Origin of the sequence: Lactobacillus sp. UMNPBX17, from assembly GCF_002553735.1 — a bacterium.
Lineage (GTDB): Bacteria > Bacillota > Bacilli > Lactobacillales > Lactobacillaceae > Lactobacillus > Lactobacillus gallinarum.
In genome coordinates this window covers 16,961-38,185 of record NZ_PCYT01000008.1, presented here as the reverse complement: position 1 = coordinate 38,185, position 21,225 = coordinate 16,961, and the positions used below count along the sequence as shown (strand labels likewise).

Genomic DNA, 21,225 nt, shown 5'->3' with positions numbered 1-21,225 from the left:
ATTTACTCCATCATTTGTAAAAAATAATCGAAAATTTCATCTGCATCATGGGATCCTGGGGCTCCCTCTGGATTAAAAGCGGTTGCTACTATCTTGTCTTTGATATTCCAAAATCCTGCATTTAATTCACTATGAAGATCAAAATATTCACGATTCATATTCATTTTTACGCTATCAGGTAATACTAATTGATCAATATTCATTGAAGTCTGCCAAATTGCATTAGTATTTTGCTCAATTACTGGATAATTAATTCCATTGAATTCCTGAGGTAACTGAACCAATTCAAAGTCTAAATAATCACTTAACACTAAGAAACCTAATCCAATTCCTAAGATTGGATATTTGCCATAAAAATGATCTAAAATCGGAGCAATTTTATCAACTATTTCCTCCGGTTTACCTGGTCCATTTGAAATAATGATTCCTTCAGGACGTAAGTTCTCAACATCCAGCGGACTAACATTATAAGGTAAAACGGTTGTGTTTACTTTTCTAAGAGACAAAGCTCTGAGCATAGAGTGCTTTAATCCTAAATCTAAAACTGCAACTGTTTTACCTACATTTGGGGATGCATAAGCATTTTTAGTTGAAACCATTGCCGATTTATTTTTAGGCAGAACTAATGCTTTAATTTGATCAAAAGCGTGTTCATCATTAGTATCCATGATTGAGGCCTTAATAGTTCCTTCTTCCATCAAACGATGAACAAGCGCACGGGTGTCTACCTTAAAAATGGCAGGTATCTTTTTTTCTTTTAAAAACGAACTAAAATCTTCAAAATTTTCACTATCAGAAATATTCAAAGCAATATCATTAGCAATTATTCCCTTAACAGTAGGATCAATACTTTCATAGTCAATTGCATTGATCCCATTATTGCCGATCATTGGCGATGTGAAAACTAGAATTTTTCCAGCATTAGTAGGATCAGTTAATGCTTCTTGATAGCCAAAATTAGTAGTTTGAATTGCTAATTCTCCGGTGGAAATAATACTTGCGCCAATACCTTCACCAGCAAAAGAGCTGCCATCTTCTAATATCAAATAACGTTTCATTTTTATTCACTTGCTTTTTCTAATTGGGCTAACATATCCTGAAATATCTTAGGTGGTTCAACAGCGAATTCTAGCCATTCTCCTGTCCGGGGATGTTTAAAGCCTAAAACTTTAGCATGCAAAAACTGGCCGTTCCCTTTTAAAGTTTTGCGTGGACCATATAATGGATCTCCCGCAACTGCATGTCCAATATAATCTAAATGTACTCTGATTTGATGAGTTCGTCCTGTCTCGAGTTGACATTGAATTAAACTATAGCCTTTGAATTGTTTGAGTACCTTAAAATGTGTAATAGCTTTTTTACCATTTTCTACCACTGCCATCTTCTTGCGATCATATGGATTGCGGCCAATTGGAGCATCAATGACACCATTTTCTTCACTAAAATTACCATGAACAATGGCCCAATATATTCTTTTGTTTGTCTTATGAGCTAACTGATCTTCAAGTGATTCTCTTGCTTGAGCATTCTTAGCAATCATCAACAAACCTGAAGTATCCTTATCAATTCGATGTACAATCCCAGGTCTAAAACCTTCGGGAGATTGTGCCAAATCTTTTGTGTGATAAAGAAGTGCATTCACCAAAGTATGATCAAGATGTCCTGGTGCGGGATGCACCACCATGCCCTGTGGTTTATTTACTACAATTACATCGTCATCTTCATAAACAATATCAAGTGGAATATTTTCTGGAACAACATCCATTGGTTTTACCGCTGGAACATTAATTTCAATTTTGTCGCCTGCTTGAATTTTATAAGATACTTTCTCTGCTTTTTGATTAACTAGGATTTCTTTTTCTTTAACTAATTCTTTTACTCTAGTTCTAGACAAATCAGGTACTTGCTCTGAGATAAATTTATCTAAACGTCCGTGCTCATCTTTAACTTGTAATAAATATTTTTTAGGCATTTTTATCATCCTTATCTGCAAAGAAAATTAAGTAAATAAATATAATGAGCACACCAGTGGTAATAGCAGAATCAGCAATATTAAAGATGTTAAAATTAATGAAATCAAGTTGAAGCATATCAACTACATACTTTAAATGAAGTCGATCAATGAAATTACCGATAATACCACCTAATACTAAGGCTAATCCCACGTCAAACAATGCATTTTTATACTTTTTATTGAACAAAAAATATAAACAAACTGCAATGGCAATAACGCTGATAGCGTAAAATAGCCACATTTGACCAGTTAAAATATTCCAAGCTGCACCATCATTTTGTAAATAATTAAATGATAAAATTCCCGGAATAATCTGATGAACTTCACCAACGGTATAATTGCTTACAATATAATTTTTTAATCCTTGATCTGCTAAAACTACAAATAATGAAATAAATAAATATAAAAATTGCATCTTTTATTAAAATAACCCACTAATCTTGCCATTATTATCAACATCGATATCCAAAGCTGCAGGATGCTTAGGCAAGCCTGGCATATCCAATACATGTCCCGTAGTTACAACAATAAAACGAGCTCCATTTTTCAAACTGATTCCTTTCACATGCAACTTGAAATCAGTTGGAGCACCTAATTGTTTCTTATCATCGCTAAACGAATATTGTGTCTTAGCAATAATTACTGGCAACTTTTCCTTGCCTAACTTGGTTAGCTCATTAATTTGTTTATCAGCCTTTTCTGTATATTCCACTCCGCTAGCATGATAAATTTTAGTAGCTACCTTTTCAATTTTGGTTTTGACATCGTCATCTTCATCATAAGTTGATACTACTTTAGCCTTACCAGAATCGGCTAAATCAATTACTGTTTGTGCAGCTTCAATTCCGCCTTTAGAGCCATCATCATGGTAAGTAACTACCTCAGCTGGAATATCTTGTTCTTCAACTAACTTTTTAAGCAAATCAAGTTCTGCCTCAGTATCTGTTGCAAATTGATTAATTAACACAACCACCGGCACATTATATGAACGCATATTATTCATATGACGCTCTAAATTCTTAAATCCAGCCTTCAAAGCAGCAAGATTTTCTTCATCCAGATTGTCGGTCTTTCCTAAAGCTTGATATTTAAGCGCACGAACAGTTGCAACAACAACCGCTGCATCTGGCTTTTTGTCCAAGTGGTTAGATACAAAATCCATAAACTTTTGACCACCGAGATCACTACCAAAGCCTGCCTCAGTTAAAACATAATCGCTTAAATGTAGGGCAAGATTAGTAGCAATAACCGAGTTAGCCCCATGTGCAATATTTGCAAACGGGCCACCATGAACTAGTGCAGGAGTATGCTCAAGCGTTTGAACTAAATTTGGCTTTAATGCATTAGAAAGTAATGCAGCAATTGCACCTTGAAAACCGAGTTGTTTAACATAAACTGGTTGATCATCTTTGGTATAACCAACAAGCATATCACCAATTCTAGCTTTCAAATCATCAATATCTGTTGCTAAACATAAAATAGCCATCAATTCATTGGCTACAGTGATTGCAAAACTTGATTTATGCTCAACGCCATTAAACTTAGAGCCTTGCCCAACTGTAATATTTCTCAAAGCACGATCATTAACATCTAAACCGCGTTTCAAAAGAATTCGTTCTGGATCAATATTTAAACTATTATCCTGATAAATATAGTTATCTACTAATGCAGCTAATGTATCAATCGCTGCAGTTAAAGCGTGCATATCACCAGTAAAGTGTAAATTAATGTCTTCCATCGGAATAATTTGTGCCATACCACCACCGGTTGCACCACCTTTAAGTCCAAAAACAGGACCCATTGATGGTTCACGCAGAGCAATCATTGTATTTTTATGCAATTGATTATTGATAGCATCACCTAAACCAATAGTAATAGTAGATTTTCCTTCTCCAGCTGGTGTTGGCGAGATAGAAGTTACTAAAATTAACTTTCCTAATTTTTTGTTTTGGGAAATGCGATTAATAGCTTGCCAATTGATCTTAGCCTTATCATAACCATATGGTTCTAGATCATCTTCTTTTAAATTAACCTTTGCGGCAATTTCATTAATTGGTAACTCTTTAGTTTCTTGTGCAATTTCAATATCTGATTTCATCTATGCTTATTCTTCTTTCTTGAAAAAACTAAAACAGAATAGCTTTGAAATTCACTTTTTAATCGATAAATTTCAAATATACGCCATTTTGCAATTAAAACTGGTTTACTTACCTTAATTTGAGTTCTGTATGGCAATTTAAGTAAATATTTATTTTTACTATTTTCGAAAAATGAATACAACCATGTATACACTAACAAAACAATAAAAATGAATCCGACTACCATTCCAGGAATATTAATTGCTTTATTTCCTTCATAACCCAAAATAAAAGCTGTCAACAGAACGATTAAAAGCCATGAGTAATAAATTACTCCAATTGTTCCTAAAAATATAAAATGCCGTTTAGATTTTAGAATTTAGATCACACCCTACATATCATTTATTCCTTTTCTTATTGTATCAAAAACCATCAAAATAAGAGAGTACGAAATAAATCATACTCTCTTTATTTATCAATATTTTATTTTTACTTGTAAATTACTATGATCACTGGTGTCATACAGAGTCTCTAAATATAGCCTATATTCAGGATGATGTTTAATTAACACTTGATAGGCCTTTGAAGAATGAATTTTATTCAATTCACTCGCCTTAATATGATTATGCCCAGTGAAAAAGTGATAATTCATCCAGCCAAACAATTTACCCATTGCTCGAACTAAATCTATATCGTCATGATATTTATTCAATTCACTCTGCATCATATCCGCAGAGATACTGCCTAATTGTAGATTCTTTAAATACTTATGAAAATGTTCTAAGGTATAATTTTCTTTTTCTTGGTCTGTCAGGTATCTTGTCATATCAAAATCACGTCTTACATATGTAATATGACGTGAATGAACGCGCACAACCCCATATCCTTGATCATTAGAGCAAAAACTTGAAGTTACTACTTCAGTTGTAGGAGTTGTTTCTTGGGGACCCATAATATTTTGAGCATGAATGTGACCACTGAAAGCTAGTTTAACATTATATTGACTGCAAAGCCGCCTTAATTCAACTGCATCATCAACCACATATCCTTTATTTACAGCAGGATTATGAGCATATAAATTATGATGCATAAATAAAATCGGACGAAGTTGCTTTTTCTCCGCATACTGCAGCTGTTTTTTAATCCATTTAAGTTGGGATTTGCCGATCATTCCTCGCGTATGCGGAGCAGCCGTCGTTTCTTCTTTACCATATAAGTTGGAATCTGCCAATATCAAAAAATATTGTGGATTTAATTGCACACTATATGCCAAAGAACTATCATCCGTATCAACTGCTTGACGATAGGATTTAGCAAAAATTGAACGCCAAAACATTGGGCTAATTTCACCTGCATAAAATTGCTTTTTACCACGAAATTCTCTAGCCCAACCATCAAAAATATCGTGATTTCCTGGTATAACTAATACTTTCGTATGTTTTAATGGTCGAAAGATTTCGGCAAATTTTTCAGCTGATACTCTTTCACCATTAAAAGTAATATCGCCTGTGACAATAATTGCTGCAGGCTTTTTTCTTTGTGCCATTCGCATAAAAGCTGTTAGAGCAGTCTCTTGATAATATAAGTCCTTACCTTGACTAGTTTTTTGCATTTGTGAAAAAGCTTGTCCTTCATCATGCAAACTGTTTGCAATCAAATGCGTATCAGAAATTACCCAAAATTCAGTATTAAGATCCTTCGTAATCATTTTTTATCTTCTGTTTGCCCAATATTGATAGAAATCTACTCTTAAATTACCATTAAACAGCTTACGCTTCTTAGTAGCCCTTGCTCCAAAACATTTTTCAAAATTAGGATCAGCTGTTAAATAATATTGACTAAATGAGTCTAGTGGACGTAAAACTTCACCCATTTGCTTATATAATTCTTCAGCAGATTCTCGATCCTTAAGACGTTTACCATAAGGCGGGTTGGCAATAATAATTCCATTTTCTAAGTCAGTAGTAAAGTCTTTGACCGCTACTTGCTTAAAACGAATATCTTGTAAAACCCCTGCATTATGAGCGTTTAACTTAGCAACCTCAAGTACAGATTGATCAATATCACTAGCCCAAATAGGAGCGTCTAATGTTTTGACCTCTGCCTTAGCTTTTTCTAATGCAGATTTATGTAAATCGTGATTAAACCAATCGAAATTATCAAAAGCAAATTTTCGCCATGTTCCTGGTGCAATATTTTTAGCAATTAAAGCCGCTTCAATTGCTAAAGTACCAGAACCTGTCATTGGATCAATCAGGGGATGCGTTCCATTATACGGGGTCAATTTTAATAAACCTGCCGCAAAGTTTTCCTTTAATGGTGCGCCACCATGTTCTACTCTATATCCACGCTTAAAAAGACTTGCTCCAGTAGTATCCAAGGAAATACGAGCAATATTTTTATAAATGTGAACATCCAATGGATATTCACTACCAGTTTCTGGCAAGAAGCCACGTCTATGATATTGATCAATCATCTTATTGACGATAGCTTTCTTTACGATCGATTGTACATCTGGTTCAGAGTGAAGCTTCGACTTGACTGCACGACCTTGCACAGGAAACTTAGCATCTACTGGCAACAAATCTGCCCAGTTGTAATCATAAACTTCATTAAATAGAGTATCAAAATCGGTTGCTCTAAATTCTTTTAACAAGATTTTGATTCTATCTGCAGTTCTTAACCACAAGTTAGTCTTTACAATATCTTCTTGGGTTCCCTTAAAAAACACACGTCCATTTTCGACTTTGGTCTTGTAACCCATACTTTGTAATTCTTTGTTTACAACGCTTTCAAAACCAGCGCCCATAGTTGCGTATAGTTGATATTCTTTCATTATTTCTCTTTCGTTAATTAAAAATAAAAAAAGAGCTGGACTCAAGCCCAACTCTGCCAATGTGAATCTCTATAAGCCACGTTTTGTTCCAGTAATTCTGGCAAAAATCACCTTCAGTAGTCATCTATCTTTATTGTCAAAGACAATAACCTGGTCTTTAGTTCATTTTCTTAGACCAAGACTCCCCCACCAAATTTGGGTTTCACGCTCGCAGGGTTTACCTCGTTCCACCAAAATCATTTCTAATTTTGCTTCGTCACTGTGGCACTTTTCAGGATAGTCATGCATGTCTTAAAGATTTAGCATTTTTTCCGCCGTAAGAGTTAAAAACTCTTCTCCAGCTTATTGAGCTGAATACGATCACTACAAGCATCGCAGCCTGTGCGTGCGTGGACTTTCCTCAGCTAGCATATAGCTAGCCGCGCCTACTCAAGATCCACACCGTTAACCATTATAGCAAAAATTAATGCTTTACACCATAAACATGTTGTTCAAGATTATAAACTTTTCTTTCTAAAGTTGAAATTCGTTGAATAATGGCCATGTTAGTTGAAATTTCGCCCTGATTATCATCCGCAAAATTAGGAACTGAGGCAGTTCTTCTATGAGTTGGGGTGTAAGTTTTTACTTTATCTTCCTTCTCTGTTTCAACTGTCTTCTTTTCCTTTTGTCTTTCGTCCATTATTTGACGTTGAAGTGTGCCAATTTGTCCATATAAATCTTCAATAATTTGTTGAAAATTCTCATAATCTGAAATAACTTCATCCAAATAAGCATCTACTTCGTCTGGATCATAACCTTTTACTTTACTTCTAAATTGCTTTTTTAGTATGTCTTGTGCAGATAGTTTAATATCATTTAAATTTGCCATTCTACTGACAACTCCTTTACATTCATTTTTATTTTAGCAAAAAGATAGCCTAGGTAAAACCAAGATTTCCATTTTTATAAAACTTTAAAATTATTCGGAGAAATAATTCTGTCGATGAGTCTCTTGATATTCTTCCGCTGCATCTTGTAAATCATAAAAATCAATTAAATCTAATGGATATTCTTTAGTTTCTTGGTACTTTTGAATTAAATTATAATCATATTTTGGTTTGCCGGGATGCTCTGGGTCATAAATCATCAAAGCTCTATCAGTATGTTGAACCATAAAATTTTGATAATTACGTAATTGCACCGAATTTTGATAAGGTAGATTAGAAGTTGAAGCAAAAAAGTCGACGCGTTCTTTTAAGTTTAAAAACTTAGACTGATTATTTTCATTCCAGCGATCAGCAAACTTCTCATACGGGATCATAATAGAAGTTCGCACAGGAAACTTTTGACCCAATTCTAGTCCTACTTCTGCCGCCCATTGCTCGATTCCTAAATTTGCTCCCGTAATAATCCAGTCCAACTGGTCCTCTTCAAGCAAACTCTTAAAATAATTTCTTAAAGCGTACTTAATAACAGTAATTTTAGGGTCTTTATCACCAAAAACATTTAATTCATAACTACGATAACCAGTTACCCATAAACGCTGCATTAAAAGCCCCCTATATTCAAAAATCTAGTCTTTATTGCTATAATGCTAACAGGAGTGAAGTCAATGGTCAAATATCCAAGCGGCAGTTTAGCTGCATTTAGAAAACCTATTAAAAAGAAAGAAAATAGTACTCGTCGTCCATATACTCACCGGAAAGGCGTTAACTTTTCTGATCGTGGAATGACACTTGAACAACAAATTAATGAATCTAATAAATACTATTTGACTGAGGGTATCGCCGTAGTTCATAAGAAGCCTACCCCCATTCAAATTGTTAAGGTTGATTATCCTAAACGCTCTAAAGCTGTTATTCGTAAAGCTTATTTTAGACAAGCTTCAACTACTGACTATAACGGCGTTTATAAAGGATATTATCTTGATTTCGAAGCTAAAGAAACCAGAAATAAAACCAACTTTCCTTTAAAGAACTTTCATGAGCACCAGATTTTTCATTTGAGCGCATGTTTGAAGCAAAAAGGAATTTGCTTTACAATTATTAGATTCGCTAGTTTGGAACGATATTTTGTCACTCCAGCTAGCTTTGTAATTAATGCTTGGAGAGAAAAGGATAAAAGTTCTATGACTTTAAAAGAAATCGTGGACAATTCCTATGAAATCAAAAGCGGTTTTCGTCCTACACTACCTTATTTAAAAGCAGTTGATAAATTTATTGCAGATAGGGAAAGATAATCATGACAGAAAATAATATGAAACGTGAATCACGTAGAAATTATCATAAACGAAGGTCGATTAAGAATAGTTTAGGTATCAAAATCATTAAATGGTTTTTTCTAATAGTTTTGCTATTGATTGTTTCAGGTATTGGGCTATTTGCTTTTTATGCAAAAGATGCACCTAATATCAGTCAAGATCAATTGCAAAGTGGCGGTACGTCTAGTTTATATAATAATGATGGTAAGTTTTTGTTGTCACTTGGTTCTGAAAAACGAATTTACGTAAAAAATAAAGATATACCACAATTATTAAAAGATGCCGTAGTTTCCGTTGAAGACAAGCGTTTTTATAAAGATAAGCTTGGCGTAGATCCAATTAGAATCGTCGGTTCTATGCTTACTAATGCCAAAAGCAATAGTATTGCTGCTGGTGGTTCTACTATTACTCAACAACTAGTTAAGTTAACAGTATTTTCTACTGCAGCATCACAACGTACCTTAAAGAGAAAGGCTCAAGAAGCTTGGCTAGCAGTTAAAGTACAACATGAGTTCAGTAAAGACCAAATTTTAGAATTCTATATTAACAAAGTCTTCATGAATTATGGAAATTATGGTATGGGAACTGCTGCTAACTATTACTATGGCAAGCCACTGAAAAAGCTTGATTTAGCTCAAACTGCTTTAATCGCAGGGATGCCTAATGCTCCCGTTGCCTATGATCCTTACCTTTATCCTCAAAAGGCCCAATATCGTCGTAACATTGTTTTAAAAACTATGCTACAAAACGAAAAGATCACTAAAGATGAGTATAACCAGGCAATTAATGAACCAATTACTAAGGGGCTAAAAAAGCGTCGAGCAGATAACGAATCGAAGATTCGAAAGATCGATGATCCATACATCAAAGAAGTTATTTCTGAAGTTAAGAGCAAAGGTTTTGATCCTTATAATGATAATTTGAAAATCACTATTAATATTGATCAAAATGCTCAAAACAAACTCTATGAATTGGCAAATAATGGCTCTGTCCCATTCACAAACAATAAAATGCAAATTGGTGCTACAGTGATCGATCCTAATAATGGTCATGTTGTAGCAATTTTAGGTGGTCGACACTTGCCTTCAGTTCAATTAGGCTTAGATCGTGCTGTTCAAACTGGACGATCGACAGGTTCATCAATTAAGCCAGTATTAGATTACGCTCCTGCAATTCAATATTTGAATTGGTCAACTGCAAAGATGCTTGACGATAGCAAATATGTTTACCCAGGTACTAATATCCAACTCTATGATTGGGATAATAAATATGATGGCATGATGACTATGCGTAAAGCTTTGGAACAATCACGTAATGTTCCCGCTGTTAAGACATTAGCTGATGTTGGTGTTAAACGTGCTTCTGCTTTTGCTCGTCGATTGGGCGTTAATGTCCCAGCCAATTCCGGATTATCAGTTGCTATTGGTGCTAATGCCTCTAGTTTGCAAATGACAGGTGCTTACAGTGCATTCGCAACAATGGGCATTTACCATAAGCCTCAATTTGTCTCTAAAATTGAAACACCTGATGGTTTAACTAGAAATTATGACTCTAACGGTGTTCGTGTTATGAAGAAGTCAACAGCATACATGATTACTGATATGCTGAAAGGCGTCATCAAACATGGTTCAGGTACTAATGCAAAGATTCCAGATCTTTATCAAGCTGGTAAAACTGGTACTGTTAAATATTCTGATGAAGATTTAGCAAAATACCCTGGTTATAATTCAACTCCTAAGGACTCCTGGTTTGTTGGTTACACTAGATCTTATACAATTGGTATATGGACAGGTTATGATAATTTAAAGGATGGTACTATTTCAGGTATTGGACAACAATCAGCTCAACTAATGTATAAGAGCATGATGTCTTACTTAATGAGAAATAAACCAAACTTGAATTGGGAACAGCCTAAATCTGTCATTCGTGCAAAAACTGGCGGCACTTGGCAACTATATGTTAGAGGTCATGCCCCTGCTGGTGTCAGTGATAGCGCGGCCAGTTACGATGAAGATGATGAAGAAACTGATACAAATAATGAGACCAACAATTCTGTTAATACAAACAATACTCAGTCTTCTTCTAGTGAAGCTGGTACTGCTCATCAATCAAGCAGAGTTGAAAGATCTCAATCTAGTCAAAGTAGTCGTGAACAATCATCATCTTCCGCTTCACATACTCAAAGTAGTAGGCCGACAAGAAATGAAGATAACGAAGATCATGAACAAAATCATGATGACTCTGATAAAGATTAATTGTTTAAGAGTAGACTGGCGTGTCTACTCTTTTTATTTGTCTGCCGAAACGTAGTGAAGGCAGACTTTGTTTTATGCATTTTAAATTTAGTAACAACTCACTATAATTATATTATTAAGATGAAAAAGGTTTATTTCTCTAAGCATTTTTGCAAATAGAAATAAACCTTTTTCATCTTAATTAATTCAAATATGAATATGGATCACCTTTGGCTCTGGCTGGCATTGTATATCTTCCAAATAGAATCATAGCATGATGCGTTTTAATCCATTCATTCTTAGGTAAAATTGATTCCAACCGTTGTTCAACTTCATGTGGTGTTGCCTTTTGATCAACAATATGAAACACCTTCGATATTCTTGATACATGCGTATCTACCGCAATTGCTGGAACTCCGTAACCTTCAGCTAAAACTACATTAGCAGTTTTCTCTCCTACTCCAGGTAACGTCATCAAAGTCTTCTTATCTTCAGGAATTTCACTATTATACTTTTCAACTAAAATTTGTGCAGTAGCTTTTAAGTGTTTGGCCTTTGAGCGATACAATCCAATAGTCTTAATTGTATTTTCAATCTCTTCAATTGGAGCATTGGCTAAAATTTCAGGAGTAGGAAATTTTTTAATAAAATCAGGCATAACCCGATTAACCATTTTATCGGTCGTCTGTGCACTCATCATTACTGCACACAACAAATGAAAAGTATTATCCCATTGCAATTCGCCTTTAGCATCAGGGTACATTGCTAAAATTCTTTTTAAAACACTACGTGCTTTATCATCGCTTAATAAATCTTCTGCCATCCTATCTGTTCCTCTTTAAAAATCTCTCAATTTCATCAACGGTTTTTAAGTTATGCCGCTGCCAATTAAGTAAAACTCGATCAATATATTTCAAAGAATAAGCCTGAGACAACACAGCTTCTCTCAGAGCCAATTCTATCACTTCAGGAGTATAATGATCCACACTTAGCCATTGAGCGATCTCTTCCCTCTCAATTGGGCTCAGATAACGTCCAAACTCTACCTCAACTTTACGAGAAAGATAATTTAACGGATTATTATCTAAATCATCTACAACGGATACAGTCTTTTCTCTCTTCTTATCTTTGATTAATACATTCTGATCTATATATTGATCTATAGCATCATACAATTTATTTAAGCTATATCTATTACCAATTTTATCTTGATTATCTTTTACTTGCTCAATAGTTAAATAATCTCGATCAATTAGTCTTTGAATAATATTGCCAACATCTGCTACCGTCAAATTAGTATTAGCCGCTATTTTTTCGTTCGAGGGGAACGACTCTCCACGCTGACTAAAAGCTTCCAGTTGAATAATTAACAATAACTCCGCATCACTAATATTAAGTTTAGAATAGTACGCAATTAAGCCATTTTGTAAGGTGGTAAAACCTAAAGCGCGATAATCATTAAATTGCAAGGCAGATTTCCTTTCCAAAAATAAAAGTTGAACTAATAAATAGTCCAACTTTCGGTTTATATATTCATAATTGTCGATGCAATTATTAAGGTTGCATTCTGTTAATCAATCTTGGGAATGGAATTGCTTCACGAATATGGTCAAGGTGACATACCCAAGCAATAGTACGTTCAAAGCCCATACCGAAGCCTGAGTGAGGAACACCACCAAATTGACGTAAGTCAAGGTACCATTGATAATCTTCAAGGTTAAGACCAGCATCAATAATTTGTTGCTTCAACACTTCGTAGTTACCTTCACGTTCTGATCCACCAAAGATTTCACCGTAACCTTCTGGTGCAATAACATCAGCACATAAGTATTCCTTTGGATTATCAGGATTCTTCTTCATGTAGAATGGCTTAATTGAGGTTGGGTAGTTTACGATAAATACTGGACGGTCATATTGTTCAGAAATGTAACCTTCATCAGGTGCACCAAAGTCATCGCCCCACTTAAAGTCACGACCTGCCTCTTGAAGCATCTTAACAGCATCATCATATGGAAGACGAACAAAGTTACCTTCGGTAGTTGGACGAAGCTTTTCAGGATCTCTACCTAAAATCTTCAATTCGTATTCATTCTTGTCTAATACTTGCTTAACCATGTAAGCTAAGTATCTTTCTTGTAAGTCTAATGATTCATCTTGGTGCATCCAAGCCATTTCGGGTTCCATCATCCAGAATTCAGTCATGTGACGGCGACCCTTTGATTCTTCCGCTCTAAATGTTGGACCAAAAGTAAAGATCTTGCCATAAGCCATAGCACCAGCTTCACCGTATAATTGACCAGATTGTGATAAGTAAGCATCATGGTCAAAGTATTCAACGTGGAATAATTGAGTAGTACCTTCTGGAGCTGAGTGCATGAAAATTGGTGCATCAAACTTAATGAAGCCTTCCTTTTCAAAGAAGTCTACAGTAGCCTTAAACATAGTATTTCTAATTTGCATAATAGCAAATGGCTTCTTTGATCTTAACCATAAGTGACGGTGATCAAGCAAGAAATCAACACCATGTTCCTTATTACCAATAGGGTAACCTTCATTATTTGAAACAACCTTTAAATCAGTAATTTGGATTTCGTAGCCAAAGTGAGAACGTGCATCTTCATGTACGGTACCAGTGATATAAAAACTTGATTCTTGTCTAAGTGATTTAGCAGCTTCAAATACTTCATCTGTTACATCATTTTTACGAACTACACCTTGGAAGAATGCAGTACCATCACGCAATTGCAAGAAAATAATTTTTCCGCTTGATCTTTTATCTGTTAACCAAACATGCATCTTAACTTCTTCGTCAACATGTTTAGAAGAATCTTTAATTGAAATCAATTCTGTCATAAAATTCCTGTCCACCTTTTTATCAATTATACAGTTCCATGATACCAAAGTTTCTATAAATTATCGACTTCTGAAATATCATTTCCATCTTTAAATTCATATATTGTATAGCCCAAATTATCATTATGCTTTTTATAGGCTACTTCCCAAACTGCTTGGCCTTTATACCAACCAAGATTAATATGATTAATTGTAGCATCAGAATGAGAGGATTTAAACTTATTTTTAATATAGGTTTCAGATGCTCCTTTATTTGCTGGATATAAATATGCTTTTTTAGAGTTAGGCAAATAAACAAAATAATAGCGTTTGCCTTTTTCCCCGGTTCCAGTAATAGCATAACTACTAGTTCCTCTATCTAAATGATAGTAGCTTTGAATATTCTTAATTGGAGTTTTAGTCCGGGCTATTTCTGCAATTTTTTGATCATTACCTCGACTGCGAGACCCCGCATAATAAAAGATTAAAATGCTAGCCACAAAAGCAATTATAACAATCCCGATTACCCATGATATAAATTTTAACGTTTGTCTCGTATCATCTTGTATCATCATTTTTTCTTATTTTCTAATTCTTTTAATTTCTCTTTTGTAACTCTTTCTACCTTAACAGGAATTGCCTGTAAGAACGCCTTGCCATATTCTTTAGACCATAATCTAGGATCCAAAATAATATATTGTCCATGATCTTTTTCACCACGAATTAAGCGCCCCATTCCCTGTCTGAATCTAATAACAGCTCGAGGGAGGCTATCCTTTTCAAAGACGTTAATCCCTTGATCTTCTAGTTTTTTCTGTCTTAAACGAACTTCTGGCTGATCTGGGGATTCAAATGGCAATCGTGCTGCAAATACAGTATCAATACCACAATCATGAAAATCGATTCCTTCCCAAAAACTATCAGCACCAATAATAATCGCTTTTTTAGCAATTACAAATCTTTTTGCAATTCTATTATTAGAACCCGATATTCCTTGGGCCAATATTTCGAAATCTTTTAATTCTGGGGAATTCATAATAGCCATGAATACCGTTCGAATTTTTTCTAGATTAGTCATTAACACTAGGACGTGGTTTTTATTTGTAAGATCGTTAATTAAAATTTGCTCAATATCATCTTCATACGCTTCACTATCTGGATTAGGCATGTTATTAACCGAGATTACTTGCAAATGCTTCTTAATGTTAAATGTGCTTTTGCCTATGTATTCAACTACAGCCATATTTTTTAAAGCCAGCTGGTTAACAGCATAATCAAAATTATGGTTACTGGTTAATGTAGCACTGATAAAAGCAATATGGTCAAAGCAACTATAAATTTGATTAAGCACTTCTTCAGCATCTAACATCAGCCAATCTAAGTTAGTGCTTAAAGGATCATCCGGATTAGTAACCATCAATATAAACCCATCTTGATCCAAATTTTGCGAATCAGATAATATATCTGCTAATTGATAACTCTTTTCAGAATAATAATCTAAACGATCAATTTGTTCAGTAATTTCACTCAGCAGAGTCTCAGTATTGGTCAGAATTTGTTCTTGCTCATGATAAAGTTCAAACAAAACCTGATTGGTTAATTCTCTAACTTCCTCTAATTTTTGTTGGAACTTAGATAATAATTGCTTAAATTGACTATTTTTATTAAATAAGCCTTTTCCTTGAAAACTTAATTCTAAAGTTCCATTAGCCAAAAATGACCTATTGACTGCATTATCGTTTTGAGCGTATAAATCCTTTTGTAAATCATTAATACATTGAATCAATTCTAGAATCTGTGGATCAAGCTTTTTTAATAAAAAGTTGAGTTGCACATTAGCATTAAATTGATTTTCTACACCATCATTAGAAAAATAAAGCAGGTTGCGTAAATGACTTAATACGCCCCATAAAGCTTCAAAGCGTAATGAATCATTACGTGAACTAATAACGCTTTCAGTAAAGCGATGTGCTTCATCAACTACTAAATATGGGTTTTGCCCCCAAATAGTGTCCATATAATGATTAGCCAAATAAGCATGGTTAGTAACTAATATATCAGCCTCTTCCTGGCGCTTTCGTGCAAGATTCCAGAAATCTACACTAGCAAAACGACTACCTACTCTTGCATCCCCCGGGTGTTGAATCTGTGCAAACAACGGAGCATTATAGTTAGTCAAATTTAGCTCATCTAGATCACCAGTTTTAGTTTCCGTAAGCCAAACTAAGATCTGCATCTGTAATACAAGAGTATCTTTATTCGGCGTACCTTGAAAAATCGTTTGTACAAACCCATCTAAATCTAAATAATGACTGCTGGATTTAACGACCTCAGCTGTTAAATCTAATTTAGTAACCTTTAAAAGCTGAGGTATCTCATGCTCCATTATCTGCTCTTGTAATACCTTGGTTGGTGTAGCTACTACTAGTTTTCTACCCGAATAAAGTTGATACGCATATGAAAACAAATATGAGAAAGTCTTTCCAGTTCCATTAGGCGCTTCAATTATCATAGCTCGTTTATCGGGATTATTAATAAATTGATGTAAATGGTTAATTAAATCTACCTGAGCACGACGAAAATGCAATTTACCTTTAAACAAATTCTTCTTTTCATCATCAGTTTTTGGAAAATGAGCATTCTCTCCATGACGATCTAATTGATCATTCTGTTTTTGTAAAATAATATTGCGAACCTGCATATAGCTTGAGCTCAGTGGCCGTTTTTGCTTACGCAGATTATCTGCAATTGTCGCAATTACCCAAGATGTATCTCTAATTAAACTTGCTGATAAAGAGCTCAACGTATTCAAAGTTGCCTGAGGAAGACTCTCTAATTTATAAATAATTTTAATTAATAAAATGGCGGTCCCGTATGCATCTGAATCAGCCTTATGAGGATTAAGATGTTTAATCTTAAGTTGAGCAGTTAGATCACTCAACTTATATGAAGGCAATATAGGAAAAGCAATCTTAGCTAATTCCACTGTATCAATTGCCTTATTAGTCAAAGCCTCATAGCCATGTTGTACTAATTCATAATTTAGAAAAGGTAAATCGAAATCAACATTATGCGCTACGAAAACCGTATCTTTTAAAATCTCTACTATCTTCGGTGCATAAACAGAGAAATCATCTTTCCCTTGTACATCTTCATTATGAATACCAGTCAGATTAACTACAGACTGGGGAATTTCACGATGAGGATTAATCATAAATGAATATGTCTTAACCACCCTCATATTTTTGATAATTGCACATCCGAACTGAATAATATGATGGCCTTTTTCTCGCTGCGTTCCTGTAGTTTCTAAGTCAACAACAGCAAAGGTATCTTTTGCAAAAATCTTTGCCATCTTTTTCCTTCTTTCTAACTACTTAACCTCAACTACTTGTTTTGCATCAAGCAGAATTAAATATTTGCCAATAACTTTCTTTTCACTAAATTCATTTAACGCTTGTTCATACAAACGAAGCTGACCAGTATATTTTTCTTTAATTAATTCAATTGATTTATCAATATTAGATTTATTCACATGATCAGTTTTGTAATCAAACAAAATGATACCATTCTTTGCTACAAAATAACCATCAATTGTACCATGAACCAAAATTTCAGCATCTGGATCACTAAAATCCTTAAATAAAGTTCTAGCTGAAAGCAAACTAGAAAAATCAACTTCTCGCTTTAAATTATCTGGCTCTTTCCAAAAAGCTTTGGCAAAATCACTATGAACAAACCAGTCAATTTGGTCCTTCTTTAAGCTCGAAACAATATCTGGATTCAATTTCTTTTGTTCAATCAACGTTTCTATCTCTTGATCTAAATTATCTGCACTATCATTCGTGTAATCATAATACTGCAGGATTAAGTGAGTAGCCGTACCGATTTCTGCTCCTGTAAATTTTGTTTGATACAAAAAATTAGGCTTGGTATCAATTGGTTGCAAATAACGATTAGTAGAAGTTAATAAATGTGAATTCTCTAATTCAGCATCTATTGGATCATTAAATGCTTTTTTGATTTCAGAAACCGCTTGATAAGCCGTAGTTTCACTTGCATCTTTGAAAGGATAATCAAATTGATAAAGCTGGTTGACTGTCTGCGTTAGCAAATTAAGCTTACTTGTATTTTCCTGCTGCTTATTATCAGTTTCTTCTTTTTCAGTAAATTTAATATCTTCATCCTGATAATCAATAAACAAGATCTTTTGACTTTGATCGATTGACTTAGTAACATCACTCAATTTAATAGCCACATGTCGATCAAATCTTAATGAAGGTCCGATAAAACTTAAAGGACTAGTAGCTGATAATTTATTAATTAATGGCAGTTGACCAGCGTGATTCAATTCCGTCGACCATTCTTTTACCTTTTTGTTAAAGCTAGGAACATCACCTACCAAAATCAATTTTTGCTTTGCTCTAGTTAAAGCCACATAAAGAATACGTGCTTCTTCTTCAAGCAATTGCTGTTTTTTAATAATGTTCCCCATTGCCTTAACTAGTGAGTCTACACGATAATGCTTTTCTCTTAAGGTAATCCCCATACTATCAGAGTTAATAATATAATTACCATTTAAATCGCGCATCTGATAATGGTGCTGCATCCCTACATAGAAAACGATTGGAAACTCTAATCCCTTAGAACCATGAATCGTCATTAATCTAACAGCATTACCAGCTTCTTTAGTTAAAAGTGGCTGTGCTAAATCTTTTTGACTACGTCTCATTCGATCAATGAAGTTAATAAATTGATATAGTCCTTTAAAGCCTGCACTTTCATATGAAGAAGCTCTTTCATATAGTGCTTCTAAGTTAACTCGCCGCTGCTCACCATTAGGCAATGCCGTCATTATCTCTAATAAATTAGTACGCTCATATATGCTCCAAATTAATTCCGATATTCTATGGGTCGTGGCAAAACTACGCAATTCTGCTAACTGATTTAAAAAGTTTTTACACTTTTTACTTAACTCATCGTTAGTACCTACATATGAAGTAAGTGCACTATAAAAGTTGCTATTTTTACTCTTAATTCTAATTCTGGCTAGCTCTTTTTCATCAAAATTGAACAGTGGAGAACGTAATACTGTTACTAATGGAATATCCTGGTCAGGATTATCAATTATTTTTAAATAATTCATCATGACAGTTAATTCAAAAGTTTGAAAATAGTTTTCTGCATCAGTAACAAATAATGGAATATCTTGCTTAGCAAATTCTTGCATAATTTCCAGATTATCACTACGACTTCTAGTTAAAATAGCAATATCACTATATTGCATATCTCGCATTTTACCAGTATTACTGTCAAAAACCTGAACGTGTTCTTCTTCTAACTGCTTAATCCGAGCAAGTACCATTTGAATTTCAGAAAAGTCTATCTCACTTTCATCTTTATTAGTGCCATTTTTCTTTTCATGAATAATCACTTCACTTGCTTGAGGCAGTGATTTGGGATAATATTTCGCCCCAAAAACTAGCTGCCCTTCTTTTTGATAATCAATCCCACCAAAATCAGTACTTAAAATGCTCTTAAACACTAGGTTAACTGTTTCTGTTACTGGCTCGGTTGATCTAAAATTATCTGACAACAAAATCCGTTCTTCATGTTCATTCTGTTCTTGGGCAAATTGATGATATTTTTGTAAAAACAGACTTGGTTCAGCTTGTCTAAATCCATAAATTGACTGTTTTACATCCCCCACCATGAAAAGAGTGTTCTTTTCCTCATTTTTAATTTGCTGAATAATTCTTTCCTGCAGAGCATTAATATCCTGATATTCATCAATCAGAATTTCCTTAAACTTATTTTGATAAAAATCGCGCGCCATTTGGGAACTAGACGTATCTTGACTTAAGATTTGATAAGCTAATTGCTCCATATCACTATAATCAAGCAAATTTTCATTACGTTTTAATTGATTAAAGCGTTCAATTAATTTAATTTCAGCAGCTGAAATAGCACTGACAATCTTTTGCCCATCTTGCATAATCTTGATCTGCTCTTTTTCAGCTACCGCAAAAAATGAAGTAAAGGTATCGAATACCTGACTCTTCGATTCATCTTTTAAAGCTTGGATTTCTTCATAAAACTCTACCAGGTCTTCATCCCATTTTTTCGATTTACGAAAACTAACTGTAAATACGCAGCTTCTTAATAACTCCCTCTGCTTATCATAATCAGCATCTTCTTTAACCGCTTGGACAAAATTATCTATATTCTGTGCAAACAGCGTGAATGACTCTTTTACCTTAGCCAATTCCTTAGTTTCCATCACAGCTTGTGATAAATAAGATGCTATCTTGTCCTGTAATTCCGAGAATTTAGCCACAATATACGGCTTAATTTGTTTTTGCCAAATCTTTGATTCCACAACGCTGTCTTCAATATCATAAATCTGTGGCAATTGTTTAAGCCAAGCGCGATATTCTGGTTTTGCCATAGCAAAATTGTATAAATCTAATAGCAAATCACGAGGACTATCTGCATCCCGATCACCAGCGAAATTATCATAGAAATGTCTAAAAGCTTGATCCTTATTAGTTAACATTTCCCCTTCGATCTCACGCAAAGCACGTTCTTTCAACAAGGCAGCTTGCGTATCATCAGTTAAGATCGTAAAACTAGGATCTAACTCAATTGAATAATAAAAGCGATGAATTACATCCAAACAAAATGCATCAATAGTTGAAATATTAGCGGTATCTACCTGATTTAACTGCTCACGCAAATATCTATGATTAACTCCAGGTTTGGCTAATTCTTTAGTTAAAGCGGCTTTAATTCTGATCTTCATTTCTTCGGCTGCGGCTTTGGTAAAAGTCACAACTAATAATTCATCTACTCGCGTACCTGCTAAAATTTCTTTTAAAACACGCTCAACTAAAACAGTAGTTTTACCACTACCGGCAGATGCGGAAACTAAAATATCATGCCCTTGATCATTAATTGCTTTTTCTTGTTCTTTTGTAAATTGTGGCAAA

General features: G+C 34.3%; 16 protein-coding genes and 1 other RNA gene. 2 read left to right on the top strand and 15 right to left on the bottom strand.

Annotation, left to right across the window (positions count from 1 at the left end; genetic code table 11):
- Nucleotides 1-2 precede the first annotated feature (2 nt).
- The 9 genes from CP368_RS02560 to CP368_RS02515 form a co-directional block, all read right to left on the bottom strand.
- Nucleotides 3-1,058: a carbamoyl phosphate synthase small subunit gene (locus CP368_RS02560; protein WP_098043978.1), complete on the bottom strand. Its 1,056-nt coding sequence runs from the start codon at nucleotides 1,056-1,058 to the stop codon at nucleotides 3-5.
- A 2-nt stretch (nucleotides 1,059-1,060) separates the two neighbouring features.
- Entirely contained in the window at nucleotides 1,061-1,972 is a 912-nt protein-coding gene (locus tag CP368_RS02555) for an RluA family pseudouridine synthase (protein ID WP_098043977.1), read from the bottom strand.
- Nucleotides 1,965-2,429, bottom strand: a complete 465-nt coding sequence (gene lspA / locus CP368_RS02550; RefSeq protein ID WP_025005674.1) for a signal peptidase II — start codon at nucleotides 2,427-2,429, stop codon at nucleotides 1,965-1,967. Before lspA ends, CP368_RS02555 begins: the two co-directional genes overlap by 8 nt.
- A 6-nt stretch (nucleotides 2,430-2,435) precedes the next feature.
- A complete protein-coding gene (locus CP368_RS02545; RefSeq protein ID WP_025005673.1) occupies nucleotides 2,436-4,112 on the bottom strand; it encodes a formate--tetrahydrofolate ligase in 1,677 nt (558 codons plus the stop codon).
- A 455-nt stretch (nucleotides 4,113-4,567) separates the two neighbouring features.
- Nucleotides 4,568-5,800, bottom strand: coding sequence for a metallophosphoesterase (locus CP368_RS02535; protein WP_098043976.1), 1,233 nt, complete (start codon nucleotides 5,798-5,800; stop codon nucleotides 4,568-4,570).
- Nucleotides 5,801-5,803: 3 nt separating this feature from the next.
- Nucleotides 5,804-6,928 carry a class I SAM-dependent RNA methyltransferase gene (locus tag CP368_RS02530; protein WP_025005670.1) on the bottom strand — a complete coding sequence of 375 codons (1,125 nt, stop codon included), beginning with the start codon at nucleotides 6,926-6,928 and terminating at the stop codon, nucleotides 5,804-5,806.
- Between the two features lie 67 nt (nucleotides 6,929-6,995).
- Nucleotides 6,996-7,365, bottom strand: an RNA gene (rnpB, locus tag CP368_RS02525) — RNase P RNA component class B.
- Nucleotides 7,366-7,391: 26 nt separating this feature from the next.
- The gene (locus tag CP368_RS02520; RefSeq protein ID WP_098043975.1) at nucleotides 7,392-7,799 is read right to left on the bottom strand and encodes a DivIVA domain-containing protein; all 408 of its coding nucleotides are present in this window, start codon (nucleotides 7,797-7,799) and stop codon (nucleotides 7,392-7,394) included.
- 90 nt (nucleotides 7,800-7,889) lie between these two features.
- Nucleotides 7,890-8,459 carry a DUF1273 domain-containing protein gene (locus tag CP368_RS02515; protein WP_087235528.1) on the bottom strand — a complete coding sequence of 190 codons (570 nt, stop codon included), beginning with the start codon at nucleotides 8,457-8,459 and terminating at the stop codon, nucleotides 7,890-7,892.
- A gap of 63 nt (nucleotides 8,460-8,522) precedes the next feature.
- Here CP368_RS02515 and recU point away from each other — a divergent pair, with 63 nt between their 5' ends.
- Complete coding sequence (gene recU, locus CP368_RS02510) at nucleotides 8,523-9,149, top strand: Holliday junction resolvase RecU (RefSeq protein ID WP_025005667.1); 627 nt, start codon at nucleotides 8,523-8,525, stop codon at nucleotides 9,147-9,149.
- A gap of 2 nt (nucleotides 9,150-9,151) precedes the next feature.
- A complete protein-coding gene (locus CP368_RS02505; RefSeq protein ID WP_087235527.1) occupies nucleotides 9,152-11,425 on the top strand; it encodes a PBP1A family penicillin-binding protein in 2,274 nt (757 codons plus the stop codon).
- Between the two features lie 181 nt (nucleotides 11,426-11,606).
- Here CP368_RS02505 and nth read toward each other — a convergent pair whose 3' ends face one another.
- The 6 genes from nth to addA all read right to left on the bottom strand — a co-directional run bounded on the left by nth (nucleotide 11,607) and on the right by addA (nucleotide 21,224).
- Entirely contained in the window at nucleotides 11,607-12,227 is a 621-nt protein-coding gene (gene nth / locus CP368_RS02500; protein WP_056945515.1) for an endonuclease III, read from the bottom strand.
- 1 nt (nucleotide 12,228) lies between these two features.
- Nucleotides 12,229-12,873, bottom strand: coding sequence for a DnaD domain protein (locus CP368_RS02495; RefSeq protein ID WP_025005665.1), 645 nt, complete (start codon nucleotides 12,871-12,873; stop codon nucleotides 12,229-12,231).
- A gap of 85 nt (nucleotides 12,874-12,958) precedes the next feature.
- Entirely contained in the window at nucleotides 12,959-14,257 is a 1,299-nt protein-coding gene (asnS, locus tag CP368_RS02490) for an asparagine--tRNA ligase (protein ID WP_098043974.1), read from the bottom strand.
- 53 nt (nucleotides 14,258-14,310) lie between these two features.
- Nucleotides 14,311-14,808, bottom strand: a complete 498-nt coding sequence (locus tag CP368_RS02485; protein WP_098043980.1) for a hypothetical protein — start codon at nucleotides 14,806-14,808, stop codon at nucleotides 14,311-14,313.
- Entirely contained in the window at nucleotides 14,808-17,591 is a 2,784-nt protein-coding gene (locus CP368_RS02480; protein WP_098043973.1) for a helicase C-terminal domain-containing protein, read from the bottom strand. The genes CP368_RS02485 and CP368_RS02480 overlap by 1 nt, the downstream gene beginning before the upstream one ends.
- Nucleotides 17,592-17,609: 18 nt before the next feature.
- Nucleotides 17,610-21,224, bottom strand: coding sequence for a helicase-exonuclease AddAB subunit AddA (gene addA / locus CP368_RS02475; protein ID WP_098045732.1), 3,615 nt, complete (start codon nucleotides 21,222-21,224; stop codon nucleotides 17,610-17,612).
- Nucleotide 21,225: the final 1 nt, after the last annotated feature.